Origin of the sequence: Lewinella sp., from assembly GCF_050633125.1 — a bacterium.
Classification (GTDB): domain Bacteria; phylum Bacteroidota; class Bacteroidia; order Chitinophagales; family Saprospiraceae; genus Lewinella.
The window spans coordinates 25,094-47,881 of record NZ_JBOEFX010000008.1 but is presented as its reverse complement, the minus strand read 5'-3'; the positions used below and the strand labels follow the sequence as shown (position 1 = coordinate 47,881).

Below are 22,788 nucleotides of genomic sequence, written 5' to 3'. Positions count from 1 at the left end.
GTTCTGCTATTGATGACTTTGTTTAAAGGTCTGAATTTTTCAGAATAACGGCAAAATTTCATGGAAAGAGAAACTCAACGACCAACAAATCCTCGTTGGAAGGATACTACAATAGCTAGTGGATTAAGCAGAACATCCTAAAACACAAAAGCCCCGAAGCAAATGCTTCGAGGCTTAATTGTTGGCGGTCCGGACGGGAAAAGGAGGAGGTGTACACAAATCGCTGTCTGTCAGGGCAATGATCAGGAATTAAAAAGTAGGGGTGCAAGGTTTGGTGCAAAAAAGAATCACAATGTCTACCGGAAAGGGATAAGATATGGAACAGTGCTATATTTCAAGTTATGTATATTCTCATCAGGTATTAGTCTCTATAAAACCGATACCCCAGTAAAAACTCAAGCCCCCAGCCTTTGAGAGTACTCAGTTGACCAAAATTAAAATTCCCCTGAACACCTATTCGTAGAAAGCCCTCTCGAAAAAGACCATCTGTTAAATAGAATCCGGATTGAAATGTAGCAGTCATATCCGATTCCAAAGAGGTGCCGACCCAATACCGTTCCTCTGCTTCGTAGACTAAATTTGCACTTGCGTGTATTATTCCCAACTGAGCATACTGTACCCAGATGGACGGTTCGAGAAAACCGCTATCATAAGAAAAACGGTACCCAGCCAAAGCTGTGGCGTGTAGCGCTGGTTTTAAAATAAGATCATTACTAGATGACTTAGGCAATAGTGAGTTAATTGATAAGCCAGAAAAGAATGCACTTTTATAGTAACCAAACATGCGCTTATCTGTGGTATAGAATATTCCAAATCCAAAATCATAAGCAATGGTAGGTGTAAAATCTAGACTATAGACCGGATCAACAGGGCTACTTCCTGTAAAATCGGTACTATTAAAACGCTGTTGGAAAAATCTTCCTGCTACACCCAATGAGAATTGTTGTTGGCCATCTAAATTCAGGTGATAACTGTAAGAAAGATTCACTTCTGAAGTTTGTAAAGGCCCTACTTCATCTAAAGAAACTGCTGCTCCTACACTCATTGAATTACCAGAAAAAGGTACCTGAAGATAGGCCTGTGACGTTCTAGGCGCATCTTCAAAACCAAGCCATTGTTGCTGATGGATCGCACCCCACTCTAAGTATTTACCAGGAGCTGTCATTGCAGGATTATGTAAAAAGCCTGTGGCATCAAATAGAGATCTAAAAGGTTGCTGCTGACCATAAATATGGCTAGAAACAAAAAACAGGAATAAGGGGATAAGAAGTAGTCGCATAATTAAGGAGTTATTATTGTTAGCGTCTGTCTCCGCTCTTGTTTTTCAACTTGCAAGTGATAAAAGTATATACCTGCTGGTAGTAATTCTCCATTCTTGGTACCATCCCAGTCATTCTGATAATCAGTACTTTCAAAAACAATTCCACCCCATCGATTAAAGACTTGGAGTCGACTCCCTTCGTATTTTTCTAAACCAGGAAAGACTAAAAGATCATTATGACCATCCTTATTAGGAGTAAGAATATTAATAATTGGAATAAAGCGCAAAGGGTCTTCAATAACAGCTACATATACACTATCTAGGTAATGACAACTCAAAGAATCCGTGATTTGAACTATATACCAGGTACTGTCTGCAGGTGATGTAAAAGGATTAGGGATCGAATAATCAGAAAGCTCATATTCGGTAGTCATCCATTGGTAAGAGACTCCTCCGGTAGCATTTAACATTATCCTCTTGCCAGCAGCTATGCATGTATCACGCCCAGCAGAAACATCTGAATATTGCCTAGTGATCCTAATAGTTGCAGTATCTGCACCACAGTTATTCGAGGTGACAAACGTAAAGAGTTCAACACTATCCGCGGGATAGACCAGTGGTATAAGATCATTGGGATTGGATAAGTTACCGCTACTCGACTCCCAGGTATACTCCGCACCTGCTACTGTTTCTGCTGCTAACATTATTGTATCTGAATAACACACCGTAGTATCAGATGTGAGAATAGTAGCTTCTGGAAGCTCAGAAAATAAAATTTGAATCGTATCCGCTACTTCACAGCCAAAATCATTCATTCCTAATGCAGAGAAAAGCCCCGATTCCGACACTTGCAATTCAGGATTACTGGTTTCTGCCCAAAAATTGCCGTTCCAGTACCATGCTATGCTTGTAAGCCCCTGGGCTTCACCTTGAACAAAAAACTGATCTTCTCCGCACAGAGTAGTGTCTGCACCCAATTCTAGCAGGAGCATAGCACCATCTCCAATATTGACAGATTCAACCAATAGGCTGTTGTTGATGGCATCGGTAATGGTCAGATTATACACCCCTGCTGTAACACCAGTAAGTACACTTGATGTATCACCATTACTCCACAGGTAGGTATAGGGCACAACTCCCCCTGTAACAATAGGGGTGGCCATTCCAATGCTATCTCCTAAGCACTCATTATCTACGATCTCCATCGAATCTAGTACTAATGGACAGTAATTCATCAGCATCTTCTCTTCAAACTCGTAGTTCAATTCAATAGGGTCAAAATCTTCAAAACGAAGAAATCGCGGAGCTACCGGTGTCTCTGGAAATCCAAATTCAGAAGAGCGCATACAATCTTCACTTGTGAGAAAACGGATACCAAAAAGCGTATCTCCAGGCATTAAGGTTTCCCCATTGATTAGATTTCCTGTCCACAAAATGGTCAATAATCCTTCATCAGTAAAACTTGTACCAAAGTTCGCTGATGTCAGTAGAGGCAAGCCCAATGATTCTATCTGCTCGAAAGACATATAGTCTGGATCCCACGCTAAACTAAACTGGAAAGCATCTACGTCCACAAACTCTTCTGCAACAATAGGAACCAGAGTACTCTGCTCCGCAGGCACATACTGAACACCTACACTAATACGAACCGTTTGAGCATTTAATGAAAGCCCAAACAAAAAGCCTAGCAAGAGTATAGTTGATAGTGAATTTTGCATTGTTATTTTATCATTATTAAAAAGTACCCCGCCTATACTATTGACATACGAGTGGAAGTACCTGCACAGCATCATTTGTACAAACTTTCAAAAAGTAAACGCCACTGCTTGGGAATAAGGAACGATCAAACGAAACCTGATCCCAACCAGCTTTCCCATCTAGTGTCTGACGGTAAATCTCTTGACCACTGACATCTAGTAGCAATAGAGAAACGGCTGATGTTGATGGCAAACGAAAGTCTATTGTTACCTGATCACCAAATGGATTTGGGCGGGCTTTTAAGACCAATGAACTAGTCCCAGGATAAAGCTCGTCGCTTGTAGTAAGCGTAGCAGGAACTAATTGAACAGATCGGTATTCAAAATCAAAATCTATTACGGCGGCAGGCATTCTAATCTCAGTGAGATTCAACACCTCATCTGGCCATAAATTATTCTCCTCCTTACCCATTCGAATATAAAACAACGGTTCTTCAGCACTTGAAAACATCGAGCTGCCTTCTGACTGAGGATGATCCCAGGCAATTAATACTTTATCACTACTAATCGAATTCTGATGAATAGTTCCAGGTAGTTTTCCACCTTCTATTCCTAGAATTTCTAAACCACTGCCAGCTTCTAGTTCCAGTTGTAATCCTTTGATGATAGTAAGTGGATCTGTTGAATAGACAGGAATTAACACCTCACTCAAGGACGCTGATGGATTAAATAGGTAACGCAGTTCCACAGCATAGTTTCGATTGAAGCTTGATGGAGGTGATGCTATTTGATCCCCTGCTGCATCGTCAGTTACATCCCCCATTTTCACAGCATAAAAGTCTTGCTCAATAGCGGGAGCAGCCAATCCTGGCAACGCTATCGACTCTAAGAAGTTTGGTACATCCTGAGTAGCAGGAATAGGATCAAACTCAAATTCCTGAGGGACAAAACGCCAAGACTCAACATCCGGCCAATCATCAATCATAAAGAGATATAGTTGGTACAAGCGGGAAATATCCAATACATCAATTTGAGCATCATTACTTACATCGGCCGCAATTAGATGATAATTGGAAGGGAGTGCTGTAGTTCCCAGAATGTGAGCTCTAATCCTTATGATATCAATTAAACCAACACCATTGCGGTAGTTGACATCCTTATGTGGCTCGATAATATAATCCTGACCAACTAGAACAGGCGGGAATTCATAGTCTCCTACCGCATCCGAGAAGGTTTGCATATCGTCGTTACACAGTACTAACACATCCTGAACAGCACCTCCGTTAACCTTAGTAATCCGGCCACTTTTTTCTACTTCTCTTGGCACACACTGCAACTCTAGTTGATAATCACTAATACCGTTGTCAAAACCATCAACAACAATGTAGTAGTCACCAGCGGGCAGATTGGGAATAATAATGCCCTCATCAGATATTCCGGACTTATCGCCAATTCCCACACAACTGTTTATTACAGAGCAGGTATCTAACAGATAAACATCAAGGTTTTGGCTGAGCCCTGACAGTAGAATAGTAACATCCTGAGGATAAGGGTTACTAAATAGGTAAATATCTTCCGGTCCATTCGTGTAGTTCCCATTACAATAACTAGAGCCGGTATAATTGCCATTGACGTTATTCCCATTAATCACTTCCCCGCATGTTATTGGCTGAGAACTGTCACAATTGAGGTCGACAAATTCATTGACCGGAAAACAATCTACCACAAGATTATAAGCACTAACAGCACCATTATAACCATCAATGACTACCCTATATGAATCTTGTGGGTTTACTCTTAAGATGAAGCTTTCTTCCTCGGTCCCAGAGTTGGTACTAGCGATAAAACAATCGTTTCGATTACAGCCCGTCAGAACAAACAAGTCCAGGTCAGCCGTGTGATCTTGGAGCGTCACTACATAAATCAGCGAGTCGGTGGTTTGGTTTTCGATGAGGTACACGTACTCTGGCCCTGAAACATAGGCATCATTTTGACCACAATTGTACTGTAAAACATTGTTACTCCCATTTTCATTATTACCACTGGTAATGGCATCACAGAGAAGTACTTCATCTTGACAGCTAAGCGTACCACCGGGAATATCGCCGCACTCGGCAGATAGAAGAAAACTACTCGTGGCTTCCAAATAACCTTCAACTACTAAATAGTAAGTACCAACAGGCATGTTTTCCCAATATATGACCTCGTCCACAGGCCCAGTGCGGTCGCTACTCCGCAAACAAGCCATTGGGTCGCAGGTCGCATCTAGTAATAAAAGCTCTAAATCACTTGTTAATCCACTAAGTGTAAAAATCACATCTTGGGCTTGCGTATTCTCAAATTGGAAATAGATTTCTTTGCCGTTCAATAGGTTATCCAGGCAACTGTAAACTTCTTCCACATCCCCACCAAATTCGCTATTAGCGGCGAGGGTTTGTCCACAAGTAATGGGTATTGGGTCGTCACAGGTTTCCCCTCCATCAATCATGGTACAAACGGGGGCATTTTCCGTGATAACGGTGACTTCAATCGCATTCGAACTCTGCCAAACAAAAGCGCTAATTGGCAGTGGAGAATTGGTAAAACTCAGTTCTCCACATAACCCCATCGCTGTATTTAAAGAAACATTCAAATAGAACAGTATTTCATCATCAGAGAGTGTTAGACCTTGCCCTGTGGGATCATCCCAAGCTATAATAGTCGTCTGACCATCTATCGGGTTAGAGATAGGACTGATAGCAGCAGGGGTTATCCCTGTAATGGTTCCTACGTTACTTTCCAAATTCAACGTATGACTGAAGCCAGCTGCATTCTCGAAACCTCTAACGGTGATTGGTACTTGAACGGTACTACCTCCTTGTCCAACCGTTGGATTGGCAATGAAGGTTAGTTCTTGATTAACAAGACAGCCTTCATCGTTATTAAGGTTGCAGTCAGAAAATTCTTCCTCGTAGACAAGTGTACCATTAGCGTGGTAAAGCCTCATCCAATCTATTGAACCAGAACCCTTTGCGTAAAACCGCAGACCTATCACATCTCCTACTGTTCCGTCATAAGCTAAGGTGTAACGCAGTTCATCATCAATAAAGGCTTTGATCACCTGATTTTCTACTTCGATTTTGAGGATACGCCAATCGTTAAAATCAGCCGTAAGGGCGTTTAAGTTCGTCGTGCTTCCCGCCAGATAGGTGCTTCCCGCACCAATACCAGAATAATAGGAGCAGTTAGGTTGCATCCACCGAGCTATAGCAACACCATCGGTACCGTAAATAACAATTTGAGGATCATAACAAGAGAGACCTCCTTCACTTGCGGGTACTTTCACCCTAGCTTCCAGAATAGCGGCATCCCCACTAACCGGAAAGTCACGAATATTTTCATAGCTGGTCCAATAATAAGACTGATCCGAAAGGGCTGGTGGCAAATACATCTTTCCATCCCCCGTAACTAACTGGCAAATTTCTTCATTACTCTCTCTGTAACTGTTGTTTGCCCTCACGCAGCCAAACCAGCCGCAAGAACGAACCTGGATGGAAATGCGAACTACGGTTTGATCATCAATACGAAGGGACGGCCGATAGACACCGGGCTCATCATAGGTAACTTCGACCGAGCCAGTAGTATTAGCCAACGATATGGACTGCCCGTCACCGAAACTTAGCAAGTTGTTTCCGCCTAGTGGATTGGCGGTATAATTAAGGGTTATCGTCTCTCCTGGTTCAATACTGTAGGAGGATGCTGTTAGCAGGTAAGTACCATTATCGCAAACTTGATCCTCCAGGGTAATAGTTTCAGTCTGTGGGCCATTTGCAAAACCAATACTCCATCCAAAAAGCCAACCGTTATCCAAACCAAGGTTATCCGTTACCCGCAGTGTCCAATCACCATTCAGTGGGCAGCCTAGTAAATTGGTGAAACTTTCTACAGGTTCATATTCCCCTGCTGGAATGTAAGAGTCTGTATAGGTATAAGTTAAACCTGTCTGTTCGCTAGGAACAGTCGTGTACGTATAGCTAGGTGCGTTACTATCAAACTGAGGTATCGTTCCTGCCGCTGCATTACTGACGAAAGTATAGGTGTAGGGAATTCCTGGAGTCAGATCATCGGAATCACCATCTACTGGAGCAGATGCATATGGTTCTCCAAAATTCGTTGTTCCTAAGCTAGAGGGATAGTCTAATAAGTAAATAGAGGTACCATCAGGACAAATTAATTCGATGTCTAAATCACCCGCGTAGGAGTGTTCCATATTCAGATCCACAAACACAATATCCGAGACATCCTGAATTGTAGCCCCCGCAGGAAACTGCGAAAAAGAGATCGTACTTTCATAGGATTGGCCAGAACCATCAGGCAGTGCTACTGCATCCCCTTCATTTTGAGAGATACCTACCAATGTAGAGTTGGCACATCCTGATGCATCTGTAACTGTAAGGGTGTATTCTCCCGGTGTCAGGCCACTTAAGTTAGGGCTATCGGATCCAGTGTTCCACTGGTAAGTATATGGCGGCGTACCACCAAATATTGAAGTTGTAATTACACCATCATTTAAGCCCGGACAGCTGGGTTGAATGATGGAGGCAGAGATTTGGAAGCAGTTACTACCCACATTCCAACAGTCTGGTAATTCATCACCTCGTTGGTAAATCATCGCTGAAACTAGGAAGAGGTTATCTGGATCAGAAGAGCTTATTGTTGTATCGTAGGTGGCGAGTTCCAGACCTTCACAGGAATAAACATCAACGACCCCAGGAATAACACACATTACACCAGAAGGACAATAGCTGTGTCCAACAAGAATAACAGGCTCTCCATTATAGGTACCCACACCAATTTCATCAATTTCAGCCCCTTCCTCTGCTCTCTCTTGTACCCAAGGTAAACAGAGTATCTCTTCCGGGGTGAGGCCGCAAAGAATAATCGTATTGTCACAATCAGGAAGAGCAATAGAGCAACTCCAAATATCATTTTGAAAAGTAAGATTTCCAAGCGATGTGATTTCACACCCAAGTCCAGTACAAGAAGCGAGTAGTAACCCTTCGCAACTATATAAACTACGCTCTGCCGCTAAGCACTCCTGCCAATACACCTCAATAACGTTATCTCCTGTCTCCGTTTCGTAAACTTTGACGGAAGAAAAAGCAGCAACTCCTCCAACAACAGTACACATGAAATCGGAACAACGATTTGCTTCAAGGTCAACAATGATTTCATTTAACCAATCTGAGCATGCAATGTTATTAAATTCACCACAAGCCGTTGGCTGTTGTTCGGCAGAAATACTAACATTATACTCTCTAGTATGCCCAGCACTATAATTATCACAAGGCCCTGGGTCTTCGAGTGGCTCCATAGAATTCGACTCAACGAAAACTATCCGTAAGCGTGAGTTGTAATTTTCAGTAGCTGTAGGAATAACCAAATTGGAAGTAAACGCTTGTGAAACATCCAAAACACTTGTGTGAACATCATTAAACACTAACTCAGTTGGGTCCTCATAATCGCCATCATTGTTATAATCGATCCAACCCTTAACTCTAAAATCTGTAGTTACCTGAGATTCATTATACTGGCTCGTATTCGTTACGTAGTAAGTCAGGCCATGAACTTGCCCGGACGGTACATCGAGGGTCACATCACTATAGTAGTCATACCCAAAGTCACCAATAGCACCTCCACATTCACCACTATCCTCTCCCCCGGCAAAGAATTCACCATTAAATAAAAATGCTTCAATTTGCGCGCAAGGGGCACGATCAGGAACAGCGTAACAAGTGGTATTAAAGTAAGCGTCAGTACAACTACCTGTACTTATTGCTGTTACTGGGCTCCAATCACCTGTTTCTGTTATATTGTTCCCATCATAATTAACCCACCGTATTTGCACCTCATAAGTGGTGCAAGGCGGAAGCTGATTGAGGAAAAGGCCAGGATATGGTGGTGGAACAACTAGTATGATGGGGCAACCGCAATTACCTCCGATGTCTGTACCAGGAAAGGAGCCTGTATCAAGTATGGTCGTCCAGCTTTCTCCTACCGGACGCCATCGCTTCTGGTAACCATTAGCGCAGTCGTCTATTAATTCATGATCCCACTCAATATGAAAATAAGAATGCCCTGCAAGTAATACCTGTCCGTTGCCTGGACTAGTACAATTTACATTCTGAATAGCAAGACAATTAGAAAACCCACTAGAACTATTATTGCTCGTTGCGACCGCCGTGACACTAAAATTAGCGGGTGCACTTACATTTACGTCCCAATTTCCACTAGCCGAGGCGGTCGCTGTTCCCAGGTAGACGTTCCCTTCACAGCTAGCGTTTGTACATATTTCTGGATCGAAGCTATACACATCGACCTTGGCTCCTGGAGAGGCTTGGCCACTTACTAAAGTTGTGGAAGCAGCAGTAATCAGAGGAGCAGACGTCAGTGGAGCTCCTACAAAATAGATTGGAAATTCCACACAACTCATGCTATTGCGTAAGTACCTAATATCTGCTGCATTATTGACGCCTACTCCTACTCGGCAATTGACAAAATGGTTCTCTCCTTCTTCCGTATCGTTTCCAATTCGAACATCAGAAGCCTCGAATACCTGAATACTCCAGGCGGGGGCCTGGTCACCACGCATCACATTGCCATATATATCAATATCACTAGCATTACCTCCTAACCAAATACAAGTAGTGTCGCTGGGCATGAGCAGTTGGCCTTGTTCATTAAGACCGAAGTAGTTATCGTAAATAGTTACATCATTAGCACCTTCGACAACTACTCCAGAGTCATCGTTAGCGCCAAAAACGTTGTTAAAAACAGTTATCTGCGACTTAACCGCTCCAATCCAAAGCCCATAATGATTGGACAATATCTGGGTAGCACTGGCGTCTGTACCAATTTTATTGCAACAAATATTGAAGTTAGTACCTGGGCTATCGCTATCGAGAAGGATTCCGGTCTCATCTAATTCGTTAAACCCGGCAATGACATTATTATTGATGGTTATATTATTAGCATCATTCACCCAAATACCGTATTGCTCCGTGGCTAAAGGCTGGTTATTATTACCATTTTCGTCTAAGCCAATCGTATTGAACAAAATAGACGTTCCCTCCGCACCATTAGCCAACTCAATGCCTGTTTGATTACCATATAGGGTATTATTCTGTAGTGATACACCTGAGGTCCCCCAAACACCTAACGCCGTATAAGTGTATCCTCTAATTATAAGATTGGTTACATCACACTCATCTCCATTGACAACTATACCCCAGCTCGTACCAACATAATTACTCCCGTCTATAATAACCTGTTCACCGACAGCCAGGCTTCCATCGATCGCGTCACAGGTCCCATCAAGCCATAATTGGCCAGTAGGATAAATGACGGAGCCAGGACTCAAATTAAAACGAATAGTATTGGGATCCAGGTCACTATTGGCCTCATTAATCGCCCAAGCTAATGATCCGATACCCGTGCTATTTGTATTTGTTACAAAAATATCAGAGCGATTTGCCCAACACCCATAACCCGGCTGTATCCACCACAATTCCATCTCCGAAAATCCAAACTGGGTAGCCCAATCGCCCAACTCGGGATAGTTCATATCCTCTATATAGGCGTAGTTGTTTTCCTTTTGCACACGCTCGGCAAATGCCTCAAAGCCAGTTTCACGAACAAGGTGGCCAACCGCACAAGCAGTACCAAAATCATCAATAAAATAAGGTACAACCCTACCTGGATGGTGATTATTAACAGGAAAGCGCTTTACTTCCCAGTAGTCACGTAGTATCCCTAAAGCATCTTCGCGCTTTTTTTGCTGAGCAACGGATAATCCATCTGGTGGAGTGCACCTCAGTTCCTCTTCAACTAGCTGTAGGTGCAATTGAATGAGATCCGTATGATTTTCAAAGCACTTGCGTTCCAGTAGAATAGGATTCACGATAACTTTACCATCCCAGTACTTATTCAGATCGATAAGCTGGTCGATAATGCGCTCGCACGTAGGTAGAGGATTGGAATATTGTCCCGCTGACAACGGAACTACTTTCACTACCACTAAAAGGAATAGTAATATAGTGAAAAAGGAAACACGTTGAATAGGAGTAGAAAGGTGCATGGTTGCCTATTTTAATTAGGCTTCCAAATTAGGTGACTACTCCTACTATACTATTATGGTCTTTACGAACTGGCCCTTTTTCTTTACGAACTAACACTTTACTCAATCTGCCAATAATCGCGGGAATCGCTGTTGCAAGTCCTCCCGATAAGTTTGTCCAACGGGTATCTCTACTTTTTCATCTTTCTTGGCCAAAAAGGTTCGACCACGTTCAAATGAGATAATCTTATGGCTATTCACCAGGTAGGAGCGATGTATTCGTAATAAGCTCTGATGAGTAACTTGCCGGATGAAGCTACTCAGGTTTGTAGAAAAAACAAGACTATTGTTATCTGTTACTATCCGGACGGTACTGCCCAATGCCTCAACGTACACAATATCCGCAACATTAATACGAACGTAAGTATAGCCATCCTTTACAAAAAAGAAATCGTCGGCGGAATACAATAAGCAAGGTGGAGGTTGTTGAAAACTCAGTGAATGATGGGGGTCTGCCATCTCATTTCTAGTGTAGTTATCTAGTGCAAAATCAATGGCAATTTGTAACTGAACAGGATTGTGAGGTTTGATTAGATAATAGGCCGGCTTTAACGACTTTGCTCGTTCTGTAGTGGCTTCATCTCCAAAAGCTGTAAGAAAAACAACAGGAATCCGCACAATTTTATTTAATCTATCGACTAAACCTATTCCGTCTAACTTACTGTTATCCAGTCCAATATCGCACAGCAACAAATCCGGCAGTTGGCGTTTAAATGCACGTTGGGCATCATCACTATTACTTACTACGTCCGTAATAACATACCCTAAATTCGCCAATTCTTCCCTCAGCTGTTCCGCTAACACTAAGTCATCTTCAACAATTAATATTTTGAGTCTATTCATAATTAGCCAACTACTAACTCTTTTGGGAAAGAGAAAACAAATCTTGCACCACCACTATTCTCTTGTGTTAATTCTCCATTTAATTGTTTTGTCAAAGTATTGATCAGCTTCAACCCTAAAGAATCCGCCGTTGCGACCTCAAAAGTTGATGGTATCCCAGATCCGTTATCTTCATAGCTCAGTCGGAAACGATCTTCGCTAATTTTCTCCAAACCTATAGAGATAACAGGGGTGGGTTGCTGCTCAAAAGCATATTTGTAGGAGTTCGTTAGTAGCTCATTAATAATCAACCCAATCCTCATCACGACTTCACCTGGCAATTCTAAGAACTCCATTTTTAGGTCTAATTTGGGTAATCCGCTGGAGCTGGGAAAAGTTGCCTGAAGGTTAGCACATAGTTCTTGGAGATAATTACCCAAGTCTAAAAACGGCCTTTGCTGCAAGCCTTCTAGCTTACGATGCAATAGCGACATAACCTCCAGACGAGTCTCTCCTTCTTTGATCGCTTGTCTCGCTTCATCACTATCCAATCGCCTGCTCTGCATCCGCATTAAAGCCGCAATAAAAGCCAGATTGTTCTTTACACGATGGGAAAGTTCTCTATGAAGAGTCTCTATTTCTGCTTTTTGTCTACTCAGCACCAGGTTTGTTTTACGCCGCTCTTCTCCCCTTTTGTAAATAAGCCACAAAAGTCCGGCACCAAATATCAACAAGGCCAAACCTCCCCATAATGTAGTTCGCTGTCTTTGAATAACGGCATCCTGAAGTTCACCCTCTTTCTTCAAAAGTTGGTTCTCACTCTTTTGCTTCTCTGTCTGATACTTCGCTTCTGTTTCGGTAATAGCGGCCATCTTTTCCTGGATATATACCGAGTCTCGGATTTCTTCATCCAGTACCATGTGTCTGTAGGCTTGCTCATAATTACCGACCCCCGCATAGGCATTTGCCAGATCAGCATAAACATCATTTTTAAACATGTTATTTTCCTCCAGAATTGCTTTAGCGGACTCAAAGTGAGGGAGCGCCTTCTTAGGTTGTCCGAGCTTCATGTAACACTTACCTAGCGAGATCATTGCACTATGTGCATTCCGCTCAGCACCTAATTGCTGGTATAGCTTAATTCCTTCTTCCAAGTGTTCGATAGCAGAAGGGTATTTTTCTTGTTTCCAAAGTACAGTTCCAATATTCACTAAGCTCTGAGCGATACCAGTCTGGCTTTTCAGGGTGCGATTAAACTCAAGCGACTGCTCATGTAAGAGGAGTACCGAATCAAGAATTAAATGCTCTTCTCCATTAAAGAGATATTTATCATAAAGAACATTTGCAAGATTAGTATAAGCAGTAGCTAAAGCGGGAATATCATTAGAAGCCTCTAAAGAATTAATAGTTGTTTCAATCCTTTCTATAGCATCATCGTATTCTCCCAAATTATAAAGGACCTGCCCAATGCTCATCTCTGCTTTTAACTGTGCACCCGTGTTTCCTGATTGTTCAAAATAATCTCTGGCTTTGGCATAGTTATCGTAAGCTTCTTTAAATTCTCCACGCATTGAATATATGTGCCCACAATTAAAATGAATAATTGCTAGCCCGTTAATATTTGCGAAAGATTCGTAAAGTGGAATAGTCTGACGTGCATAGTGAAGTGCTGAGTCTAATTTCCCTTGCTGCCCAAAGAAACTAATCAAATTTGAATAAGACTGAGCCAGACCTTTTTCATCTTCTAATTTGATACGAAGGCGAATAGCAGCCTGGTGCGTTCTATAGCTTTCTTCAAAACTGCCCGCATTAGCATAGGAATTCGCAAGGTTATTAAGACCTACCGCTAACTTTTGATCCAGGTTTAAGGAGTCACGTAGCTTGTTAGATTTTTTTAGGTAAAAAATGGCGCTTTCAATATCTTTTGTAGAATTATATAAAGTCCCGAGGTTACCAAAACAGTCACTCAACCCCTCCATATCTCCTGTGGCTTCAAATACTTCCTGCGCTTTCAGGAAAGCTGCTTCTGCCTCAGGAAAGCGATTGCTCGCAAAATAAGCTCCTCCAATATTACTATAGGAGACGCCTATCCATTGTGAATTCCCTAACTGAAGCGCAAGATCTAGTCCACTTTGTGCAGCTTGAAGCGATTGGTCAAAATCTTGGTTTCGTAACAAAACGGAAACTTCATTGTAAGCTTTTAAGCGCGTGCTATCAGGTTTTGTTTCATCTACAGCCACTAAACGTAAACTGTCAATATTTTGCCCGAAAAGTCCTGATTTCAGACACAAAGAGAATAATAGAATTATTAATATAAATCTCATCTTATAAAAGGATTTAGGATTACAAGCTACGGACAAACCCTTTGTTACCGAAAGTTAAGCTTTTTATTCAACTAGGAAAATTACGTTGATACATTACGGGCTCGCTTCCGCCGAGCTTCAACAGTCAAGTCAAGAGAGATTCACCTATCAAAACAACCGTTCCTCCCGCAAATAATCTCTAATCACGCTACCCATTTCTTGCAGAAAATCGTTGTGAACTGCTCCACTTAATTGGCGACAATGAATGACCAACTTGGGGCGTTTAGGATCACTACTATGGTGTATCCAAAATCGTTGATTGGTGCCCGGTATATCTCTTTGTTCTGTAAATGTAACCCCAAACGTATCGTTGATCTCTCGATGCTCGCCATGGTTCTTAATGTAGTTGGAGCAGGCTAATACGACTACCGGAAAATTCTGGATAAATTGCTGAGAAAAGAAGCTTTCTCTACGCGCTTTTAGATTAGCCTGAAAGTCTTCCTTCTTCTGCGCTTCATGGGTAGTTTTGTGAGGGGCATCATTCATTTCGGTCGTAAAAATATGCCGCATAAAATCAATGGTCAGACCTTCGCCGTTCCGATGCGGATCTTCTTGAAATATGGCATCGTGCAGTAGTTGGTATTTACGCCACGTTATTCCTGCTTTACGTAAATAATCGCTTTTCGGAATTTCATCAATCTTAAGATGATTATCGCGCGTTCCCTTTATTATTTCCTGCCACTCTTCCGCATTGGAAACATATCCAGTTTTCTCTACCTCTTTGTGGTCAATAGCCGCTTCTTTGCCAACGAAGAGGATTTTCGCATTGGGGTTGCCAATGCCTATGTAACTATTCGTAGCACAACAAGCGGCTACCAATTCTTCAAATTCAGGAGCGTACTTCATACCGCTGCTATTTGAAATTCAATTCTTCCTATCAAAAAATAAGCTTCACTAATTATCACCCCTCCCCCACTATCCCAGCAATCTCCCGAAAACTAGCCAACCCCGCTTCCATATTCTCAATAATCTCTTCGGCCAGCTCGTCGGGATCGGGGAGGTTATCGAGGTCGGTGAGGGAGTCGTCTTTGAGCCAGAAGATGTCGAGGTTGGTTTTGTCGCGGGCGACGATCTCGTCGTAGCCGAATTTACGCCAGCGACCGTCGGGTGTTGCTTCGCTCCAGGTTTCGGTGCGCTGGTGGCGGTTGCTGGGACGGTAGCACTCGATGAAGTCTTTCAGGTCTTCGTAGCGGAGGGGCTTCTTTTTGAGGGTGTGGTGGATGTTGGTGCGGTAATCGTAGATCCACACCTCCTTGGTCCAGGGGTCTTTGGCAGCGGGCTTGTTGTCGAAAAAGAGGACATTGGCCTTTACGCCGTGGGCGTAGAAGATACCCGTAGGCAAGCGCAAGATGGTATGCAGGTCGGTGGTCAGTAGCAGTTGCTTGCGGACGATCTCTCCCGCGCCACCTTCAAAGAGGATGTTGTCGGGTAGTACCACGGCGGCTTCGCCATTGATCTTGAGTAAAGAGCGAATGTGTTGCAGGAAGTTGAGTTGCTTATTGGAGGTCGTCGCCCAAAAATCTTGACGGCTGTAGTTGAGGTCCTGTTTTTCTTGTTCGCCTTCCTCATTGGTAATCGTGATGCTGCTCTTTTTACCGAAGGGCGGATTGGCCAGCACGTAGTCGTAGCGTTCGCTGGGGGTGGTGATGAGGGCATCGGTTGGTGAAATAAAGGTTTCCCCGTCGATCTCTCCGATGTTGTGCAGAAACATATTCATCAGACACAAGCGACGGGTACCCGCTACAATCTCGTTGCCGTAAAAGGTGCCGTTCTTCAGGAAAGTCTTCTCCTCGCGGTTGAGTTGGTGCTCCGCTACAATGTAGTCGTACGCCGCCAGGAAGAAGCCGCCCGTACCACAGCTCGGGTCCATGATCGTCTTGAGTGGCGCAGGTTCTACGCAGGCCACCATCGCCCGAATGAGCGCTCGTGGTGTAAAGTATTGCCCAGCACCACTCTTGGTATCTTCGGCGTTTTTCTCCAACAGGCCTTCGTAGATGTCGCCCTTGACATCAGCTCCGATCAGGTTCCAATCCTCCTGATCGATCATTCTGATCACCTTCAGCAGCTTGGAAGGGTCCTGTATTTTATTCTGGCTCTTCACGAAGATTTGCCCCAGGATGCCGGGTTCCTGCGCCAGGCTACGCAAGAGCTGCCCGTAATAGGCCTCCAGCTCTGCGCCAGACTTACTGCTCAGGTTTTCCCAGTTGCAGAGATCGGCATCCGGGATTTCGTTGCCTTCCAGATCGCGCAAGCGCGGAAAGTGGATATGCTTGTTGTAAGGCGGCTTAGAAAGCTCATCCGCCATTTTCAGAAAAAGCAGAAAAGTGATCTGTTCCAGGTAGTCGCCGTAGCTGACACCGTCGTCACGCAGGACATTGGCGAAGTTCCAGACTTTGGAGATGAGGTTGGAGGAGTTGCTCATGGAGTATCTAAAGATTTTATTCGTTTTTCAAAATCAAACTTAGCCTTATCTGCCCAAATCGTCTATTGGAAGATTCAAAACAGGAAAGATATGTTCTTTACATATCCCCAGGGCGAACTCTCTATTTTCTTCAAAAAAGTGAATCTCGTGCTGTCCAATAGGCCATTTTTTGTGGTGCATCCTGACCATAAATACTATTTCTGCTTCGATAGCCTGAATGATTTCTCTATCGGTAGTGGAATCGAAACTAAAAGTATCTACGCGCAAACTAGGAGGTTTATCCGGTACCAACCATTTTATCCATTTGTATCCGCCATTTCCTCTCTTTTTAACCTTTTCTCCGTCTTTACTTTCACTAAGTGCGTGATAATATTTACGGTAATTGGTAAATGATGATTCAAAGCGATCAGTGATATTTTTTTCAGTTTCCCCGATGTATAAAAACTCATCCTTCTTTCTTACAACGTAGACCACTTTCTCTGGTCCTGAAGGTGGAATTGCTTTCTTCCCTTGCAGGACTAAAGAGAAGGTAATTCTTCGATTAGCATCTTTGTAATCTTCACTGTTTTTTGTAAATCTTCTAGTAAGAAGATATTCTCTATGTACAGGTCCCTTCATCATGATTTTATTTTTCGAATCCGCTCCAACAACACCGCTACAGGCTCCCAATCCGGTTCCGCTCTGTACCGCGCCTAGATCTTATCTTGGCAAACATCTTTAATCTTTGTCGAGAAGATCTCTTTTGGGAAACACTAGATATTCAGTAGGTTGCAAAATGACCGATTCGACAACATTTTGAAGCTTATAGTAACGAGCCGTATTCAGTGTAGAATCGTAATTATAAAGTCGATAGATACAGTAATTTGAAGCGTTTTTCTCTGCAAATGCCAACTCATTTCGACTCAGGTAGAACGGTGTATCAATACCCTGTCGGGTAGTCTTGATTTCTATGAATACAGGATCGCCATTTTTATCAAAACTGCGAATATCAAAACCTTCCCCATCCGCTGCCTTAGTAACCTGTTCAGCTAATTCTTCACAGCCTAGATGGCGCAGCCTTTTTTTCTCGAAACTAATAACTAGTTCTTCTCCTTGGTCTCCGAGTAGCTTTTGTTCGCGAGCTTTCTCTTCGTAATCGGTAGAAGTAGGTTTAAAATCCGGTTCGTACGTTGGTTCCTCTCCCCAACCTTCTGGAGGATCGGTTGGGATCAATTGATTTTTGTCCGATAGTTCTCCCGTCAAGTTTTCGGAATTCTCTATCAGACGGTACAACCTTTCGTAATCCTCCAAATATTTTCGAATAAAATCAGAGCTTTCGGCAATCAGTTTATCCCAATCATAACTGAGGAGTTGATCTTGGTGAATCCCCACCCATCTAGCAGCAATGGGGCGTTCGCTTTGGATCAATTGCCTTTGTTGCTCATCCAGATTGCTGCTTCTTCCAATTACTTGGTAATCCAGTTTGTATACAAGCTCCTGGGTGTTGCCATCTACTCCTACGGTAAAGTAAATTTTACGCCCATCGTGTCTTTGGTGAAAAATTCTGGCCCAGGTATAATGCTTAAATATCTGACCAGAACGCCGAAGCTCTGTCCAACTGCGCTTTGATTTTTGTTTAAAGTCAGGGAACTGTTCTACCAAGCTATTTGCCCAGTGAATGGTTTTATCCCAAAGCGGATCAATGACTGTCTGTCTTACATCCTGATGTGCTGGATTCTCAGTTTCGTAAGGCTGATCTACAATAGCTGAAAAACCAGCTATTTCTTCCTTAGTGAAAAAAGGCATGCCTGGAGTGCGGACAACGCGGTAATTGCGGTAATTCTCTTCGTTTTGCCAAAAGTCGAAGCAACGATTCATTTCCGTGATGCCAAAGAAATCTTGTTGTAATTGCCTCTTACTTCCAAATCCCAATTCAGCTGCTATGTTATAAAGGCCGGGACCGTGTGTATTATCTTCCGTTTCTGATTTGCTAGCCCCTTCCTTACTACCTATACTGTACGTTACTATTGCACTCAGCAATGGTCGATCCTGCTGATGCTCAAATTCAGCAATCTCCCCTAGTACTCGACTAAGTATTGAACGATCGGCTTCTGTAGCGGTAGTGATACCCAATGCTCTAGCCACATCTCCATAAGAAATAGGTCCTCGACTTCTAGCGTGAGCGCGATCAATTAGTAGTTTTCTGATTTCCGTGTTCACTATTTCTGGGTTTTATGCTTCTTTATCCTTTCCAATAACACCGCCGCAGGCTCCCAATCCGGCTCCGCCCGACAAGCCGCCAGCTCGGCCTCCGTGAGCAGCTCGCCCGCAAAGGCTTTTTGCAGGATGCTCTGCCGCAGCCGCTCCGCCCGCTTTAAGTTCGCGACGATGTCTTTTTCTACCTGGTCGCAGACGGACAGGCGGGATTCGATCTCCTGGACGATTTGGTGTTGTTCGGGGAGGGAAATAATTTGAATTGGGAGATTATTGAGAATTTCAGAATTTAGATTGGTCATTGTAGTTCCGCTTCCTTTATCCTCTAAATATGATACAACTCTTCTTTCCGACAATACAAGGCTATATAACTTTGCTTCAAAAATAGAGCTAAGTCGAATAAATAAACTTCCCGTCCCACACATCCAACCATTCTGATATTCCGAAATAAAGGCAGAACGCCCCATTTCTCCACGTCTGCCTAATATTATATCATTTGACTTTAATGCATATTGAGGCAAGCTGCTCGCTTTTTCTTCATCTATAAAGATTGCAGGTTTGATACTTTGATCTTTAATGTGCTTTGGATTAATAACAGGAACCCCTTTTTCTACATAATCGTGTCTATGCAATTGGCTCCCAAATGGGCCAATTTGGATTCTATTAGCAACTGATCCCATTCGACACCATTTCCAAAGGTTAGGGATATTCGGGAGCCTTTCAGATTCTTGTGAAGTCAAAATAATATCATGCTTTAACTTCCTTGGCTTCTTAGGCTTCTTCCCCACCTTCTCCTCAGCTTCCCAAACCCGCACAGCTTCCTCCCACTCCACCAGTTGCTCCTGGTAATACCGCTCGCGCTCGGCCTGGATTTGGGCCAGCAGTTCTTCGGCGGTAGGCAGGTCGGTTTGCTGCTCGCGCCAGGCCCGCGTCAGCTCGCCCTCGAAGGCTTTTTTCAGGACGGCCTGGCGGTAGATTTTTAGTTGGTCTTGCGCGCGTTGCAGGCTCGCTATCCCTTCCTCCAACTCATGGAACAAGGCTTCCAGCTTGGTGACGATGGCGCCTTGTTCGGGGAGGGGCGGGAGGGGGATTTTAAGTTTTTTGAATCTTGATTGGGTTAAATTCAATCCACTTTCACTACCTCCCGTTTTCATCCTGTCTATCTGGCTCTCCGCATTAGCACTTTGTAAATATTGAACCAAATATTCGCCGATAACGAGCCGTATATCAGGCTGAAACCTGTACATTTTACCCGAGAGCAATAAGCGTTTCCTTGTTTGTCTCACTCGACATGCAATACCACATCTGTTTCGAGGGCCTGCACAAGTCAAAAGTATATCTCCTGTTACCACTTCTAGGTGATCCCGTATAGCCTTGTCTAATGGTAATTCTTTGTTTTCAAATGGTCGAAATTCATTTGCCTGAATAGCGGTGGTTTTTAATACCCCCCATATATCTTCCGAAGGAGATGCATGCGATTTACACTGTGGGCTCCAGCCTTGGTTGATTTTTTTGCCGTTTGGCAAAGTAGTCAACAAGTCAATAATTTCAACTTCAACCCAACTAGCTATATCTAAATTGTTTCTACTTTCCTTTATCATCATCGTTTTAAAACCTGTTTTACTAAGAAACACCAATAACTTTAAAAATTAAGCCACCAAGGCCTCATTCAATTCCCCAATAATCGTGTCCATTTCCCCACCAAACAATTGGTACATGCGCCCACGTCCACCTACGGCGTCGAAGGGCGTATAGTCCAGATCGTCCAGCTCCAGGTGGAAGCTACCGGCAATGTGGTCTTTGAGCATGCGCAGCCACTGCATTTGGTCTTCCGTAAACTTCAGCGGACCGGCCTGCTTGCCAAAGGCCCACTCCTGAAAGCGGCGGTCTACCACCTGCGGGTAGGGCGTCAGTTGCTCGTCGATGCCACACACGCGGCGCACCAAAGATACCAAAGCTACCAACTCCTGCTTGGGGCGCTGGGCCTGAATGCTATCTACCTGGGCGTAAGCGTCCCACACGGCGTGGGGGGCCAGTGCGGGTTTGTCTTGCTGGATGCGTTCCAGCAGCTCGCTCACCATACGGAAGGTCAGTTCCCTCCGCTGGTAGGGTTGGCCGTAAAAGAGGCGCAGGGCGGTGATCTCGTCTTTGTGAGCCGCTATATAAGTGGCAAAATCCTCCACCGTTTGGTGGGCTTTGTCGGCACTGGTTTTGTCCCACTCGCTTTTGGTTACGGCATCCAGGTTATGGGTGTCGATGATTTGCTCGTGTACTTTGCGTACCTGCTCCAGGTATGCATTGACTTCGCCGGTAAAGTTGGCGGCGGCACTGCGGGTCAGTTCTTGCTGTATTTGTTCACTTACCACCTCCGGCGCGGGACTGCTGGGGTCTTCACGGCGGCGTTGGTCGGTGGCCTGTTCCAGTACGTCGGGGTCGTAGGCGTGCAGCAGCTCGCGGGTGAGCTGGGGCAGGTCTTTGCCACCCGTCAGCTCGCGTAGGCCTGCTTTTTCCTTATCCGTCAGTTGCTTGTCCAAGCGAGTGAGGCGGCTGGCCAGTGAGAGGAAGAGGTCTTCTTCGGCCACCCCCATACTTACCGCACCGAGCAGGTCTTTGAGCGGTATCCCGCGCTTGCGTTCCAGCGGGCGGGTATTGGTCTTTTTCGATTTGGTGACGCCCACCGCATCCACGATAATGAAATGGGTTTTGGCCTGGGCACCGCTCGACACCTGGCGCAGGCTGTCCTGGTTGATGGTACGCGTGCCCCGCCCCATCATTTGGGTGAAGTAGTTGCTGCTTTTTACGTCGCGCATAAAAAGCAGCACCTCCAGGGGTTTCACATCGGTGCCGGTGGCGATCATGTCTACCGTCACGGCAATACGGGGGTAGTAGTCGTTGCGGAAGCGGGCCAGCAGGGATTTCGGGTCTTCGTCGATCTTGTAGGTTACTTTTTTGCAAAACTCGTTGCCCTCGCCAAACTCTTCGCGCACAATACGGATGATGTCGTCGGCGTGGCTGTCGGTCTTGGCAAAGATCAGCGTCTTGGGCACCTGGTAAGAGCCGTCGGCATTGAAGCGCTGCGGGAAGATCTCCTTTTCCAGGGCTTGCCGAAAGGCTTTGATGACATTGCGGATCTGGCTGGGGTTGACCACCTTTTTGTCCAGGTCGCGGCGCTTGTATTCCAGGTCTTCATCCTGTTGCTGCCAGCGTTTGCGGCGGCTTAGTTTTTCGCGGCGCTCTACATCCCACCCTTTTTTGATCACGCCCCCACCCTGGGAAATGGCTGTTTCGATGAGGTAAATTTCGTAGCCTACATTTACCCCGTCGGCTACCGACTCTTCGTAGGTATACTCACTCACCACGTTCTCGTTGAAGTAGCCGAAGGTGCGCACATCCGGCGTAGCCGTGAGCCCCACCTGGAAGGCATCAAAATAGTCGAGCACCTGCTGCCAAAGGTTGTAAATAGAACGGTGGCACTCATCAATCACAATAAAATCGAACTGCTCGATGGGTATCCGCTCGTTGTACACTACGGGTAGAGGTTCCTTCTTGTTCTTTTGCTGTTCCAGCCAGCTGCTCTCGTTGGGGTTTTCTTGCTCAGCGGCATCGTCGAGCTCCTCCCCTTTCAGGATGGAGTACAATCGCTGGATGGTAGAAATGCACACCTGGCTATCCGGCGCGATGTAGCTGGAGGTGAGCCGCTGTACATTGTAAAGCTCCGTAAACTGGCGGTTATCGTCTTGGGGTTGGTAGGCGCGAAATTCCTGCTCTGCCTGTTCGCCCAGGTTTTTGGTATCCACCACAAAGAGGATGCGCTGGGCATTGGCGTGCTTGAGGAGTCGATACACAAAGGTAGCAGCGGTAAAAGTCTTACCAGC

Annotated in this window: 10 protein-coding genes and 1 pseudogene; all 11 read right to left on the bottom strand. The window is 44.5% G+C overall.

Annotation, left to right across the window (positions count from 1 at the left end; genetic code table 11):
• Window positions 1-361: 361 nt before the first annotated feature.
• Window positions 362-1,279 carry a PorP/SprF family type IX secretion system membrane protein gene (locus ACRBG0_RS01505; protein WP_431485167.1) on the bottom strand — a complete coding sequence of 306 codons (918 nt, stop codon included), beginning with the start codon at window positions 1,277-1,279 and terminating at the stop codon, window positions 362-364.
• Between the two features lie 2 nt (window positions 1,280-1,281).
• Window positions 1,282-2,979 (bottom strand): gliding motility-associated C-terminal domain-containing protein, encoded by a 1,698-nt coding sequence (locus ACRBG0_RS01500; protein WP_431485166.1) that lies wholly within the window; start codon window positions 2,977-2,979, stop codon window positions 1,282-1,284.
• Between the two features lie 37 nt (window positions 2,980-3,016).
• Entirely contained in the window at window positions 3,017-11,074 is an 8,058-nt protein-coding gene (locus ACRBG0_RS01495; protein ID WP_431485165.1) for a right-handed parallel beta-helix repeat-containing protein, read from the bottom strand.
• A 102-nt stretch (window positions 11,075-11,176) separates the two neighbouring features.
• Window positions 11,177-11,956 (bottom strand): LytR/AlgR family response regulator transcription factor, encoded by a 780-nt coding sequence (locus ACRBG0_RS01490; protein WP_431485164.1) that lies wholly within the window; start codon window positions 11,954-11,956, stop codon window positions 11,177-11,179.
• Between the two features lie 2 nt (window positions 11,957-11,958).
• Entirely contained in the window at window positions 11,959-14,259 is a 2,301-nt protein-coding gene (locus tag ACRBG0_RS01485) for a tetratricopeptide repeat protein (RefSeq protein WP_431485163.1), read from the bottom strand.
• Between the two features lie 147 nt (window positions 14,260-14,406).
• Window positions 14,407-15,144 (bottom strand): hypothetical protein, encoded by a 738-nt coding sequence (locus tag ACRBG0_RS01480; protein ID WP_431485162.1) that lies wholly within the window; start codon window positions 15,142-15,144, stop codon window positions 14,407-14,409.
• Between the two features lie 55 nt (window positions 15,145-15,199).
• Window positions 15,200-16,720 (bottom strand): N-6 DNA methylase, encoded by a 1,521-nt coding sequence (locus ACRBG0_RS01475; RefSeq protein WP_431485161.1) that lies wholly within the window; start codon window positions 16,718-16,720, stop codon window positions 15,200-15,202.
• Between the two features lie 45 nt (window positions 16,721-16,765).
• The gene (locus ACRBG0_RS01470; protein WP_431485160.1) at window positions 16,766-17,341 is read right to left on the bottom strand and encodes a hypothetical protein; all 576 of its coding nucleotides are present in this window, start codon (window positions 17,339-17,341) and stop codon (window positions 16,766-16,768) included.
• 96 nt (window positions 17,342-17,437) lie between these two features.
• Window positions 17,438-18,919, bottom strand: a complete 1,482-nt coding sequence (locus ACRBG0_RS01465; protein ID WP_431485159.1) for a DUF3883 domain-containing protein — start codon at window positions 18,917-18,919, stop codon at window positions 17,438-17,440.
• On the bottom strand, window positions 18,919-20,517 hold the full coding sequence (locus ACRBG0_RS01460) for a restriction endonuclease subunit S (RefSeq protein WP_431485158.1): 1,599 nt from the start codon (window positions 20,515-20,517) through the stop codon (window positions 18,919-18,921). The genes ACRBG0_RS01465 and ACRBG0_RS01460 overlap by 1 nt, the downstream gene beginning before the upstream one ends.
• A gap of 45 nt (window positions 20,518-20,562) precedes the next feature.
• Window positions 20,563-22,788 (bottom strand): annotated as a pseudogene (locus tag ACRBG0_RS01455) (type I restriction-modification enzyme R subunit C-terminal domain-containing protein); the annotation flags it as partial.

Bases quoted from the DNA above. Each gene is read 5' to 3' on its own strand.
- ACRBG0_RS01505 (WP_431485167.1), bottom strand. From the start codon at position 1,279: ATGCGACTACTTCTTATCCCCTTATTCCTGTTTTTTGTTTCTAGCCAT.
- ACRBG0_RS01500 (WP_431485166.1), bottom strand. From the start codon at position 2,979: ATGCAAAATTCACTATCAACTATACTCTTGCTAGGCTTTTTGTTTGGG.
- ACRBG0_RS01495 (WP_431485165.1), bottom strand. From the start codon at position 11,074: ATGCACCTTTCTACTCCTATTCAACGTGTTTCCTTTTTCACTATATTA.
- ACRBG0_RS01490 (WP_431485164.1), bottom strand. From the start codon at position 11,956: ATGAATAGACTCAAAATATTAATTGTTGAAGATGACTTAGTGTTAGCG.
- ACRBG0_RS01485 (WP_431485163.1), bottom strand. From the start codon at position 14,259: ATGAGATTTATATTAATAATTCTATTATTCTCTTTGTGTCTGAAATCA.
- ACRBG0_RS01480 (WP_431485162.1), bottom strand. From the start codon at position 15,144: ATGAAGTACGCTCCTGAATTTGAAGAATTGGTAGCCGCTTGTTGTGCT.
- ACRBG0_RS01475 (WP_431485161.1), bottom strand. From the start codon at position 16,720: ATGAGCAACTCCTCCAACCTCATCTCCAAAGTCTGGAACTTCGCCAAT.
- ACRBG0_RS01470 (WP_431485160.1), bottom strand. From the start codon at position 17,341: ATGATGAAGGGACCTGTACATAGAGAATATCTTCTTACTAGAAGATTT.
- ACRBG0_RS01460 (WP_431485158.1), bottom strand. From the start codon at position 20,517: ATGATGATAAAGGAAAGTAGAAACAATTTAGATATAGCTAGTTGGGTT.